The following is an 11,977-nucleotide window of genomic DNA, read 5'->3' on the forward strand; positions in this document are numbered from 1 at the left end:
TGTCTGATGTAGTTAACAATAAAAATGATAATCTATCAGACTCTTGTCTGTCAACATGATTTTTGGTTAGGTTGACAGAGGAGAGGGAGCAAATTTCGTCAATTAAAAAAACAGGCAGGAAAACATATCGTTTTCCTGCCTGTTTTTTGTGACTGGTTATCTAGCCGATTTTCGATACCCTGCTGCAACGGCGGCTTCCTCTGAGTCAAACCATTCAATAGCTTTTGTAACTTCATAGAATTGTCCTTCCGGAACATGGTAGATGAGTTCACCACGTGAATTCTGGTTACCTTTTATTTTTACAGCTGCTTGAGCTTTATTGTCAGTACGTAATTTTGTTATTAGTGCTCCTACCAGACTACTGATAAGAATTCCATTGAAAAGCACTGCTTTCTTCATTTTCTTTCCTCCTGTCCATTTCTTTTCTATATGGCCCTGTATAGCACCGCAGTTGATTTCCGCAATAGGCGCAGCGACCCAAGGGGCGGTGCTGGAGCCTCCTCGGGCTTCGCCCTGTGGGGTCTCCAGCCTACCGCTGCCTCCCGCAGGAGTCTTCGCCTATTGCTCCAATCAACTGCTAGCATTCACTGAAAATTTTTAAAGCCTTCATTATTAAGTTATAAAGAATGAATTATTTATTTCTTACCCTTCCTTTAAAGTGCCATAAACATTGAATGGGGTAGAAATTATTCCTATAGAGGTAGCTATTACTAAAAAGATAGGGAATCTTACCCCTTTTCCCTCTATTTTGTTTAACTATCCATCATTCCGTGAATATAACGAGAAACAGAATAAATTTTATCGAATAAAGGAGTGGAAGATTCATGGATGTTAAAGGTAGCGCATTACAACTTAAGGGAAATAAATGGGTGAAGGGTGCTGTAATTGGCAGTCTAGCTGCAAGTTCCGCATTCTTGTTAAAGTCGGACTCTCGAAATAAGGTGATGAAATTTTTTCGAAGAGACAAAGGGAACCAAGAACATGAAGCAACTGAAGAAAAGGCTGATTAAGAAGGTAAAGAGAGAAGCGACAGAGCAATATATCGACTATAAGAAAAAGAAGACGAAAGAAAAGATGCAGGGGAGAATCATAACTGCATCCGAATCGTTGGAAGAGTCTAGAAGCGATCTAGCTGATAACGTCCACACGAAAGCGGACGAAATGAAAGTGAAAATCCAAGACTCTCTATTAAAAGTCAAAGATAAGTTGCAAAAAGTGAAAGAGGCTGGAGAGGCAATGCAAGGAGAAACAGGAAACCGAAGAAACTCCAGTGACATAAAGTCCTATACGGAAACAAATAAAGCAACGGATATAAAAGGTATGAATGCCGTTAAGAGCAATGTGGAGATCCCACATGCAAGTGATACTAAAGGAGTGAAGTAAAATGGCAGCTATTCAAAAGAGTACAGATGGATCCAGTTTAGCAGAAGTAATCGATAGAATTCTAGATAAAGGGGTCGTCATTGATGTATACGCCCGCGTTTCATTAGTGGGTATTGAGCTAGTGACAGTGGAAGCCCGCGTCGTTATTGCGAGTGTGGACACTTGGTTACGATACGCAGAAGCGGTTGGCCTTTTAAGAGACGATCTGATGGATGATGAATTCAAATTATCCGAACAAGTGAATGAAAGACAAAAAGCGTAATTTTGATAATAGAATAGACAAGTGACAAGGCACATATCGCATGTGCCTTTGTTCCATTTCAATGAATCGGCGGGTGAGTGATTAGAATGAGTATGAAAAAGGTATTAAACGAAGTAACGGAGTTCTTTTGCGAATTCGTGAAACCTCCATATAAAATAACGTCCGTTCAACCAACTGACCAAGGCTGGGACGTTGTAGTAGAGGTTATTGAAGAGAAGGAATATATGAAGGCTTATGCCAAGGACCAGATGGTGGGAGTTTATCATGCAAGATTAAATAAAGACATGGAAGTGGAATCTTATGATCGAAGAAGCTTGCGTGCCAGAAGTTCCCTGGATCTATATCAGGAGTAAAGTCGTTGAACTGTCGTGGAGGTAGGATAGATGAATAAACAATTGGAAATTGACATTGTCACACATTCCACAGTGGATGAGATTACATCAAGAACTGTAGATTATCTTAAAAACGGTTTTCCTGTGCATTTTACAGGGCCAACAGGAGTAGGGAAGACCTCCATCGCACTTCATGCTGCGAAAAAGCTGGAAAGGCCTGTCGTGGTTTTGCAAGGGCATGAGGAAATGACCAATGCAGATCTATTGGGTGACTTTAACGGCTATACCAAAAAGCTTCTGGTCGACAATTATGTGCGGTCCGTGATGAAAAAAGAGGAAACCATGAGGGAGACATGGCAGGAAGGACTGCTGCTTGAGGCAGTGAAAAATGGCTATACCCTGATATACGATGAGTTCACCAGGTCAAAGCCTGAAACGAACAACCTGTTTTTATCGGTGATTGAAGAGGGAGTCCTGCCTTTATATGGATCAAAGCATAAAGAGAAATGGGTTCCTGTTCATGAGGATTTTTCCATCATTTTTACAAGTAATCCATCTGAATATGCTGGGGTTCACCAAACACAGGATGCCCTGCTGGACCGAATGATCACCATGGAGTTGGATTATCTGGATCTTACAGCAGAGTCCACTATCATAAGTCAGAAGGTTGATGTATCTGAGGAGCATGCTGAAATGATTGCGGGCTTTGTCTCCAGTCTGCGTGAGAAATGCCTATCAAAGAGCAAGCAAGGACCAGGGATACGTGCAGCACTGATGATCGCAACTGTATCAAAAGATAAAGAAATGAACATAAGTGCTGAAGATGAAGAATTCAAGCAGTTGTGCGTAGATATATTATTGCATACCGTTCATAAGGGGATGCAGTATGAAAAGAAATCAAGAAGCTTATCTCTTATTACACAAGAGTTCAAGAAAGCATTTGGAGGGAATAACAATGGAAAGTAAACAAGGATATTATACATTTTGTGCAATTCCAAAACAGGATAAAGAACTTACGCTCGGAAATGTGGAACTCGAAGGCCAGTCCACACCATTGCAATTGATCGACTATAAAGAATTCTCCATGGTAGTAGCAAGCGCCCCAATCAAAATCTATCACCCGAAAAAAGATAATCTTCTTACCCACCAATCTGTGGTATCTTCCATGATGGAAAAATCCTCGGTCATCCCCATGAGTTTTGGGAATGTTTTTGAATCGGAGGCGGACGTTCAATTCTTGATGAAATCCCTGCACGACGAATTTGTAGAGATTTTCGCAAAAATTGAAAACAAAATTGAGGTCGGCTTGAAGATCATGGGTAAAGACGAGTGGCTGAAAAGCGAAATCAATAAAAACCAGAAGGCCATCAAGCTGAAAGAAAAAATCAGAGGGAAATCAGAAGCGGCCTCCTATTATGAACGTATCGAGCTCGGTGATATGGCCCAGCGTTTCATGAAGGAGAAGATGCAGGCATGCATGAAGGAGATTTTCCTCCCGCTCGCTGAGAAAGCTGTTTCCGCGAAACAAAATGACACGATTGGCGGAAAGATGCTGATAAACGCTTCATTTCTCATTGATCGAGATGATGAAGAGCAATTTGACAAGCTGGTTAATGACCTGTATGAAAATTGGTCCGATAAAGTGGAATTTAAATACTCAGGTCCATGGCCGGCATACAACTTCATTGATATTAAACTGAAGGCGAAGAATGCTTAATGATTCATAAGCTGTTGACCGGACCAATCGGCGCGCTTGTAAAACTCGGAGAGAAAATACAGGAAGAAGTCGATAAAGAGATGTATGATCTCGATACGATCCAGCAAAAGCTTGTACAGCTTGAGATGATGGCGGAAATGGATGAGATCACAGAAGAGGAATATAACAAACAGGAAGAAATTCTGCTGGAGCGATATGAAGTTGCAAAACTTCGTGAGCAACGAATGTTTGATGACTTGAAGAAAAGAGATGGAGGTGTATAAGTAATGGAAGCTATAACAACAGAACAGCTATTTTACTTATACGGATTAATCCCTGCGAAAGAAGCGGAAGAAAGACCCCTAGAAACAATTATTGGTATTGATGATAAGCATGAAATCTATACAAGACAGCTAGGAGAGGTGTTGGCTGTCATGTCCAGATTGGATGCGGCAGAATACTCGGAAACGGCAATCGAAGAAAAAATGAATGATTTGGATTGGCTAAAAACGAAAGCCTTTCATCACCATGAAACATTAGCCACGCTGCATAAATCATACACGCTCGTTCCTCTGAAGTTTTGTACGATCTATAAGAGCGAAGAAAATCTGGCTCTAACCATCGAGGAGCAAGAGGGAAAAATCAGGCAGCTTTTTGCAGAGCTTGCACACAAAGAAGAATGGAATCTGAAAATCTATTGTGAGGATGAAAAAATCAAAGAGGAAATATTGATACATTCACCCGCAATAAAAGAGAGGGAAGAAGAAATAGCCGCTTTAAGCCCTGGTAGGCAATTTTTTGAAAAGAAGAAGCTGAAGAACTTGATCGATCAAGAAACGACAGAGGCGAAAAGAAAAAGCTGTGATATCATCCATGAGCAACTAGGTCATCATTGTTCCGATTCTGCAGTGAAGAAAAATTGGAGCCAGGAGATGACAGGCAGAAAACAGGACATGAACTGGAATGGTGTGTATCTGATTCAAAAAGAAAAGCGTGAGGAATTCATCCAGGAACTTCAGCGTTTGAAAGAATCCCATGCCGATACAGGGTTTACGATGGAATATACAGGACCTTGGCCTTGTTATTATTTTGCCAATCTATAGAAGGAAGGGTTCACAATGCCAGCACGTAATGGAGTAGATCCGAATCAAGATGTTTCCTTACTCGATATATTGGATGTCATCCTCGATAAAGGGGTTGCCCTTAGAGGTGAGCTGATCATCTCCATCGCAGATATTGATTTGATTTATTTGGATCTGCGTCTGCTCATTACCTCCGTGGATAAGCTCATGGAGACCAACGAGCGGAAGATAATAGATGAGGAGGAAGAAGAATGGAACACCAGCCACAGAAAAGCGGTAGAATCCAGCTAGACCCGGACAATGTCGAACAAGGGCTTTCCCAATTGGTACTGACAGTGATTGAGCTATTAAGGCAACTGATTGAAAGGCATGCGTTAAGACGCGTGGAGAGGGGCAATCTGACAGACGAGGAGATTGAAAAGCTTGGTACCGCGTTAATGAATCTGGAATTGAAAATGGAAGATTTGAAAGAGATTTTCGACTTAGATGATGAAGACTTGAATATTGACTTAGGACCTTTAGGGAACCTGTTGTAATCTTCTAAGCTATTAAGGAGCTGTTAATTATGTCCATGCAAACCCCAGGTCAATCTAGTAACCTAGTGGAGGTATTGGAAAAGATATTAGACAAAGGTGTCGTCATTGCAGGGGATATCAAGATAGGCCTTGCCGATGTCGAACTGCTTACCATCAAAATCCGTCTGCTTGTTGCATCTGTAGATAAAGCAAAGGAAATCGGGATGGACTGGTGGGAGACAGACCCCTATTTCTCCTCCAAGCAGGCTACACGTGATTTGGAGTCACAAAATGAAAAACTGCTCGAACGGATCGATCAGTTGGAAAAACGTTTAGAAGCACCTAAAAAGTAATTGCCATTATTCTACTTTCTAAGTTCTCTTCTTAAAGATTCATACTTTATTGGGGCTAAGGCTGAAGAGAAGAATTGACATTAAACCCCCTATTGATTTCCGTTACAGGCGCGACTGGTAGCCTTAATGTCACTACTATATTTTCATGAATTAAGGTGTAAAACTTTTACATGAAGGTCTCTGATAATGTATAGGGTTGATACTTGATTTCTTTGATTTTATTTAAGAATCTAGCTGTTGATTGGAGCAATAGGCGAAGACTCCTGCGGGAGATGGCGTTTAGTGGAGACCCCACAGGCGAAGCCGAGGAGGCTCCACTAGCGCCCCGCGGAAAGCGTAGCCTAGTGCGGAAATCAACAGCGGTGTTTAATGTGGTCTTTATGTAATGGTACAAAAAAGCAGCGGACAAATTCGCTGCTTTTTTTCTGTGTCTGAAAGTAGTATTATGCTAATCTATTGGAAAGGGAGGGATGATGGTGGAGAAAATAGCTGTAATTACCGGTGCCAGTCGATTGAAAGGTATAGGGGCTGCCATTTGCCGTGAACTGGCGGATGCCGGCCATCACATATTTTTTACATACTGGATGGACTACGACAGGGCAATGCCGTGGGATATGGAAAGCAATGAGCCTTTACTCCTGAAAAATGAATTGGACGCCAAGGGTGTGAAAGCCGTTAGCCTGGAATTGGATTTGTCCCGCAGTGATTCGGCAGAGCTGCTGATGGAAGCGGTGCAAAAAGAGTTGGGGAAGCCTGATATCCTCATAAACAATGCAGCCTATTCGACCAATAACGATTTCTCGGACCTGACTGCTGAAGAGCTTGATAAGCATTATTTAATCAATATCCGTGCCACCACACTATTAAGTGTTCAATTTGCCAGAGTGTTTGATAAGCAGGCTGGAGGTAGGATCATCAATCTTACATCCGGTCAGTCACAGGGGCCGATGCCTGGAGAGCTGGCATATGCTACAACAAAAGGGGCAGTCGATGCGCTCACTCTGACTCTTTCTGCAGAATTGGCTCCCTTGGGCATAACCGTCAATGCAGTGAATCCTGGCCCAACAGACACAGGTTGGATGACCGAACATATCAAAAGGGAGCTAGTGCCGATGTTTCCTTTTGGAAGGGTGGGAGAGCCCCGCGATGTGGCAAAAACGATCCGCTTCCTAGTAAGCGATCAGGCCGATTGGATTACGGGACAGGTCATTCATTCAGAGGGTGGATTTAGGAGATAGATGACAAAAGGCTCATTTTACCACATTTGTGGTAAAACGAGCCTTGCTTCTATGAGACTACAAAACTCGAAATTAATCAAACATAAACTGCTTCGTTCTGTACTTCACACTCATGACAATTCCCATCGCAATCATATTGGTCAGCAAAGCGCTGCCCCCATAGCTCATGAAAGGAAGCGCCAAACCGGTAATTGGCATCAATCCGATGGTCATGCCGATATTCTGGAAGATCTGAAAAGCAAAAAGTCCAATGACTCCTGTCACCAAGTATGTGCCAAAAGGATTATCACAGTTAATTGCAATCATGATCAATCTGTAAATCATAATAAAATAAATCGAAATAACGAGTGTTGCCCCGACAAACCCAAACTCTTCCCCGATCAGGGCAAAGATGAAGTCAGTCTGCACCTCAGGTATTCTTCCGCTTTGTGACTGGACTCCCTCCAACAGACCGCGTCCTGACACTTGCCCGGCTCCGATCCCTTTTAACGCTTCCGTCAATTGGAATCCATAGGAGGATGCGTATTCCTCTCTGCTTAACCAGCCATAAATACGTTCAAGCTGATGGGGTTCGATGAATTTGGTGAATATTTCAAAATGAAAGTTATGCAGATAGACCAGTGTCCCTAAAACAGAAATGATGAACCCTGCTAACAGCGTCAACACTTTCCAAGAGGTCCCACTGATGAATATCATCGTGATCATGATTGCCGCGATTACAAGTGCCGTACCAAGATCTGGCTGCTTCAAAATCAGAAGAAACGGAGGCATTGAATATGCAATCAGTTTAATGACCACGATAGGTGGAGTCTTGAAGTCCAGTTCATGCTTTTCCTTCACCCATTTATTGATTACTGCTGAAAGAAGGATGAGTAAAAATATTTTCATGAACTCTGAAGGCTGCAGCATGAAGCCCCCAAGATTAATCCAACGTTGTGAACCGTTCCGGACCGTCCCGAATAACTCGACGGCTACCAGGAGAATCAGTCCGAGCGTATAGAAGGGAAGGGCAAGGTTCTCCAACAGTTCATAGTCAAAGAACATGATGGAAACCATGATTCCAACCCCGATGATGTACCATACAATCTGCCGTTTAAAAAAGTAAAAAGGGTCATTTGCAAAATACTGACCCGAAGCACTATATACTGCCACTAAACTTATAATAAAAAGTAAAAACAGCAGAAATAACAACGTATAATCGACTCGACTATACTCTAGCTTGTTATTTTCTGTCCCCATGATGTTTGTGTCTCCTCTCGAGCCTCAATAGCCAGTTTTGCATGTTTCGATAGGTGGACCAAAATTCCTGCAGCAAAAATCGTAATAAGTAAGGAAGAACCACCATAACTGATAAATGGCAGTGTTATTCCTGTAATAGGTAACATCCCATTAACAGCGCCGGCATTCATGAATACTTGGCTGCTGATCTGAAAAGTGATCCCGAATGCGAGCAGTTTACCAAATGGATCTTTAATGGCCACCCCAATGCGGACCCCTCGAACGAGTACGATCAGATACAAAATAAAGAGAAAAATTACCCCGAACATGCCCAATTCCTCTGAAATGACGGCCAGGATAAAGTCTGTGTGGGCTTCAGGAAGGTAACCAAGCTTCTGTATTCCCTGGGCGAGGCCTCTTCCCCACAATCCCCCTTCACCAATGGCGATATAGGAGTTGATCAATTGATAGCCATCTCCTCCTGCATCGGCAAAAGGATCCACAAAAGAGGTCAAGCGTTTTAACCGGTAGGTGGCAGTAGTAGCTAATATACCTATTACCCCTACTGCAACTGTACCCAATAAAAGAATATGCTTCAACCTTGCCCCTGAACAAATCAATATCGAGCCGCAGCCTGCTATAATGGCAGTGGCTGTCCCAAGATCCGGCTGTTGCATTAACAGAACAAAAATCAGCGCCAAAACCAGGAGCGGTGGAGAAACCCCTTTTTTGAATTGATGTATGTATGGCTGCTTCCGTGCATATACCCTTGCGAAATAAATCAGCATCCCAAGCTTTGCAATTTCGGCTGGTTGAATGGTGAAACTTCCTATCGGAAACCAGCTTCTCGCTCCATTCACTTCTTTTCCAATACCAGGAATCAATACTAATAATAAGAGGAGAATGATTACTGCAAGCATGAGTGGAGTGGATCTATCGTATAGCTTATAAGGAGTAATAATGGCGGCGATGAAAACGGGAATTCCTACGTAGAGCCAAACTTTCTGCCGGTTAAAAAAATAACTCGCATCATCGTAGGTCTCCAGGCCAAAAAGCATTCCTGCGCTGTATATCATGACCAATCCATAAACACATAACAAAACAAGTGCTGTAATCAATATCCAATCTAGCTTTTTAAAATGTGTAATCATTATATTAACTCCTTTAAAAACAAAAGAATCTCCCAAAATAATTATACAATACAAGAGGGCCTGATGATATGAAAAGTATATTACAATTAGAAACCGCCAAAGACAAAAAAACTCTTTTCGTTGCTTTAAGCGTGGGGCTAGTCTAAAGATAAAGTGTTTACATTAAACACCCTGTTGATTTCCGTTTCAGGGGTTCGCTTTCCGCGGGCGGCCTCAGGAGCCTCCTCGGCGCTAATGCGCCTGCGGGGTCTCCCTTGGCACGCTTCTCCCGCAGGAGTCTCACCCCTTTCACACCAATCATCAGGGGAGAACTAAGGAATAATATGTCTTACCAAATTAAGACATAGCATTGAACTTTAGCTTTTAATTGCAGGTGTCCCTCGCTACAATCAACAGGAACAATTGAAGTGACATCTTATCTAATTTGCAAAAATTTTTGTGAAAACCGCCAAACAAAAAGAAGCTAAGAATTGCTAGCTTCTTTGATAGATTGTTTACGTATGAAGAACGCATCCTCCATGGTAGGAGGAATTCTTGCAAAGCCTGGAGCGGGCTGCTGTTGTGACGCGCATTTTACAAGCAGGCGTTCCGGAAGGCGGCCGGCATACACGATAAGATGCTTTCTTGAAAAGTCATCATAGTCCTCGTCTCGCAGTTCCCCCTTCCAAACATTTGAAGGAAGGTTTTCTTTCCACATATTCTTATGTCCCGAATAGAGGACTTCCCCCCGGTTCATCCAAAGGACGGAATGGCAAATATCCTCCCATTCATTCAGTTCATGTGTTGCCACGACAATGACACAATGGGAAGAAAGGGTTGTTAAATAGTTTAACAGACATTTTCGCTCATGGATATCCAAAAAGTTTAATGGCTCATCCAGAAAAACATATCGTGGCTTGCCAATGAATGCCTGAGCAAGTGCCAATCTCTGCTGCATCCCTTGGGAAAGTCTTTTGATTTTTTTCTGCGCCACATCCTCCAGATGGAAAATTCTAAGCAATGTTTTTATTTGCTGTAAGGCAAAGGGCTTTCCAATTCCTTTCAGCTGGGACATATACAGCATTAATTTAAATGGGGTATAGTCTTGGTATAGCTCAATGCCGGTAGGGACAAAGCCTATTTTGCTGCGCACTTGGGCAAGATTGTCATCCATGGTATCTTCGTCGTAATGAATGGTCCCAATAGAAGCGGTGAAGGCTGTTGCCAATAGATGAAGCAGTGTCGACTTTCCGGAACCATTATTACCTACAAGTATCGTTATACCCTTTTCAAATGTAAGTTCATCAATAGACAGGGAAAATTTTTTGTATCTCCAACTCAGATCCTTTATCGTAATCATTTGGATGACCCCGTTAATGTTCCATTGACTGAAGTACCAGACTTTTTCTGAAAGCATGGAAAAGGAGTAGTGTTCCCAGAATAACCAAAGCCCCCTGAATACTGGCAATCTGGCTATAGGAGATATCCAGGCGATAGGACATATCCCTGACCATGACTGTGCCTATGAAAATGGCAATCCATGAAACGATTCCCATCCCGAATCCGATTTTCACTCCTTTGTTCATCATACAGTTGGCAAATACCCCGAATATGAATATGGCTGGTGCAATCCAATACAATAAAAACGGAAGTAAATAGAACTGGGACATGGCAAAGCTGAGATAAATCGAGCTGACGATACCAAAAAGTAGGTTCATGGCAAATATGATAATCATTCTGCTTAACAGTAGCAATGCAGGAGGGAACGGCGTAATCCCTTCAATGGTGCGCATCTGCTTGTTCCAGGTCTGATACGTATAAAATACTCCTACCAACATGGATAGAGGAATTGCAAACATATAGAAAACAGGTGCACTTGAAACATCAACATTGGAAGTATAAAGGGTGAGCATGATGAAAATGATGGTGCTTGCTACCCAGAAATGCCACTGGTAAAAGGAAACCTGTGCCTTCAGTTGGTAAAAGAGCGAAGGTGCTTTCATTGCTTCGTATTGTAATTCTTCCAAATCTTCATCGGCTATCTGATTAAAAGCAGGCTGCAAAGCTGCAAGTAAGGCTTTCGTATCCTGACTTGACGGCGTCTTTACTACATAAGAAGAAAACATGTCCTTCATTTCATCTTCTAGTTGATATAGCTCTTGGTCGTTCTGATGCTGATGTTCCTTCATTATTCTCCGCCTCCTTTCCCATTTCTTTGGATAATGCCCCTTTTAATTTCTTTAAAGCATGGAACAGGTTGGACTTGACTGTTCCTAATGGAATATCCAGTATTTCGGCAATTTCCTTCAGTTTCAAATCCTGGTAAAACCGCAGCACGACAATCTGCTGCTGGGCATCAGATAAGGTGTTAAGGGATGCCAATACTTCTTTGCGTGTTTCCTGTCGTTCATATATCTCTGTGACAGAGGCTTTCTGATCCACAGATATCGGCATTTCCTCTTTTGCTGTTCCTTCCGTACGATACTGGGCGCTTCGCCAATAATCCCTGCAAAGATTGGATGCCACCCTATAGAGCCATGCTTTCGGATAGGTAGGGATTTTCTTCATCTGCAGCTGTTTTATTAGTCGGATAAATGTCTCCTGTACGATATCCTCCGCTTTTTTGGAATCCTTTAATAGTCTCTCCGCATACTGGTGAATCGGTACATGGTATCGATGGACAAAGGCTTCAAAAGCAGCCTGGTTGCCCTCTGCCATCTGTTCGAGCAACTGTTCATCGCTGATCACTGGCTGTCCCTCCTTTTGGT

18 protein-coding genes are annotated in these 11,977 nt (G+C 42.5%); 12 read left to right on the plus strand and 6 right to left on the minus strand.

The features are described from left to right. Positions 1 to 156: 156 nt before the first annotated feature. Positions 157 to 399, minus strand: coding sequence for a sunset domain-containing protein (locus ACFVAD_RS14265; RefSeq protein ID WP_386641203.1), 243 nt, complete (start codon positions 397 to 399; stop codon positions 157 to 159). Positions 400 to 824: 425 nt separating this feature from the next. Between ACFVAD_RS14265 and ACFVAD_RS14270 the strand changes: the two genes are divergently transcribed. The 12 genes from ACFVAD_RS14270 to ACFVAD_RS14325 all read left to right on the plus strand — a co-directional run bounded on the left by ACFVAD_RS14270 (position 825) and on the right by ACFVAD_RS14325 (position 6,861). Further along, entirely contained in the window at positions 825 to 1,010 is a 186-nt protein-coding gene (locus ACFVAD_RS14270; protein ID WP_386641206.1) for a hypothetical protein, read from the plus strand. Next, positions 982 to 1,383: a hypothetical protein gene (locus tag ACFVAD_RS14275; protein WP_386641209.1), complete on the plus strand. Its 402-nt coding sequence runs from the start codon at positions 982 to 984 to the stop codon at positions 1,381 to 1,383. The genes ACFVAD_RS14270 and ACFVAD_RS14275 overlap by 29 nt, the downstream gene beginning before the upstream one ends. 1 nt (position 1,384) lies before the next feature. Then, positions 1,385 to 1,645: a gas vesicle structural protein GvpA gene (gvpA, locus tag ACFVAD_RS14280; protein WP_204418811.1), complete on the plus strand. Its 261-nt coding sequence runs from the start codon at positions 1,385 to 1,387 to the stop codon at positions 1,643 to 1,645. Positions 1,646 to 1,731: 86 nt separating this feature from the next. Further along, positions 1,732 to 1,998, plus strand: coding sequence for a gas vesicle protein GvpO (gvpO, locus tag ACFVAD_RS14285; protein WP_386641213.1), 267 nt, complete (start codon positions 1,732 to 1,734; stop codon positions 1,996 to 1,998). 30 nt (positions 1,999 to 2,028) lie between these two features. Beyond that, on the plus strand, positions 2,029 to 2,943 hold the full coding sequence (gvpN, locus tag ACFVAD_RS14290; protein WP_386641216.1) for a gas vesicle protein GvpN: 915 nt from the start codon (positions 2,029 to 2,031) through the stop codon (positions 2,941 to 2,943). After that, positions 2,933 to 3,694, plus strand: a complete 762-nt coding sequence (locus ACFVAD_RS14295; protein WP_386641219.1) for a GvpL/GvpF family gas vesicle protein — start codon at positions 2,933 to 2,935, stop codon at positions 3,692 to 3,694. Before gvpN ends, ACFVAD_RS14295 begins: the two co-directional genes overlap by 11 nt. After that, positions 3,694 to 3,957: a gas vesicle protein GvpG gene (locus tag ACFVAD_RS14300; RefSeq protein WP_386641222.1), complete on the plus strand. Its 264-nt coding sequence runs from the start codon at positions 3,694 to 3,696 to the stop codon at positions 3,955 to 3,957. The genes ACFVAD_RS14295 and ACFVAD_RS14300 overlap by 1 nt, the downstream gene beginning before the upstream one ends. 3 nt (positions 3,958 to 3,960) lie before the next feature. Then, positions 3,961 to 4,776 (plus strand): GvpL/GvpF family gas vesicle protein, encoded by an 816-nt coding sequence (locus tag ACFVAD_RS14305; RefSeq protein ID WP_386641224.1) that lies wholly within the window; start codon positions 3,961 to 3,963, stop codon positions 4,774 to 4,776. Positions 4,777 to 4,791: 15 nt separating this feature from the next. After that, the gene (locus tag ACFVAD_RS14310) at positions 4,792 to 5,046 is read left to right on the plus strand and encodes a gas vesicle protein (protein ID WP_386641226.1); all 255 of its coding nucleotides are present in this window, start codon (positions 4,792 to 4,794) and stop codon (positions 5,044 to 5,046) included. Then, positions 5,007 to 5,291: a gas vesicle protein K gene (locus ACFVAD_RS14315; RefSeq protein WP_204418836.1), complete on the plus strand. Its 285-nt coding sequence runs from the start codon at positions 5,007 to 5,009 to the stop codon at positions 5,289 to 5,291. The genes ACFVAD_RS14310 and ACFVAD_RS14315 overlap by 40 nt, the downstream gene beginning before the upstream one ends. A 29-nt stretch (positions 5,292 to 5,320) precedes the next feature. Then, on the plus strand, positions 5,321 to 5,623 hold the full coding sequence (locus ACFVAD_RS14320) for a gas vesicle protein (RefSeq protein ID WP_386641230.1): 303 nt from the start codon (positions 5,321 to 5,323) through the stop codon (positions 5,621 to 5,623). 470 nt (positions 5,624 to 6,093) lie between these two features. After that, the gene (locus ACFVAD_RS14325; RefSeq protein WP_386641233.1) at positions 6,094 to 6,861 is read left to right on the plus strand and encodes an SDR family oxidoreductase; all 768 of its coding nucleotides are present in this window, start codon (positions 6,094 to 6,096) and stop codon (positions 6,859 to 6,861) included. 72 nt (positions 6,862 to 6,933) lie between these two features. Here the strand turns inward: ACFVAD_RS14325 and rodA are convergent, their stop codons facing one another. From rodA to ACFVAD_RS14350, 5 genes are all read right to left on the minus strand, one after another. After that, positions 6,934 to 8,100, minus strand: a complete 1,167-nt coding sequence (gene rodA, locus ACFVAD_RS14330; protein WP_386641236.1) for a rod shape-determining protein RodA — start codon at positions 8,098 to 8,100, stop codon at positions 6,934 to 6,936. Continuing rightward, positions 8,076 to 9,230 (minus strand): putative lipid II flippase FtsW, encoded by a 1,155-nt coding sequence (ftsW, locus tag ACFVAD_RS14335; RefSeq protein WP_386641239.1) that lies wholly within the window; start codon positions 9,228 to 9,230, stop codon positions 8,076 to 8,078. The genes rodA and ftsW overlap by 25 nt, the downstream gene beginning before the upstream one ends. Positions 9,231 to 9,693: 463 nt before the next feature. Beyond that, positions 9,694 to 10,569 (minus strand): ABC transporter ATP-binding protein, encoded by an 876-nt coding sequence (locus ACFVAD_RS14340; RefSeq protein WP_386641242.1) that lies wholly within the window; start codon positions 10,567 to 10,569, stop codon positions 9,694 to 9,696. 13 nt (positions 10,570 to 10,582) lie between these two features. Continuing rightward, positions 10,583 to 11,398 carry a hypothetical protein gene (locus ACFVAD_RS14345; RefSeq protein ID WP_386641245.1) on the minus strand — a complete coding sequence of 272 codons (816 nt, stop codon included), beginning with the start codon at positions 11,396 to 11,398 and terminating at the stop codon, positions 10,583 to 10,585. Next, positions 11,346 to 11,957, minus strand: a complete 612-nt coding sequence (locus ACFVAD_RS14350) for an RNA polymerase sigma factor (protein ID WP_386641248.1) — start codon at positions 11,955 to 11,957, stop codon at positions 11,346 to 11,348. The genes ACFVAD_RS14345 and ACFVAD_RS14350 overlap by 53 nt, the downstream gene beginning before the upstream one ends. Positions 11,958 to 11,977 lie beyond the last annotated feature (20 nt).

Origin of the sequence: Sutcliffiella sp. NPDC057660, assembly GCF_042800035.1 — a bacterium.
Lineage (GTDB): Bacteria > Bacillota > Bacilli > Bacillales > Bacillaceae_I > Sutcliffiella_A.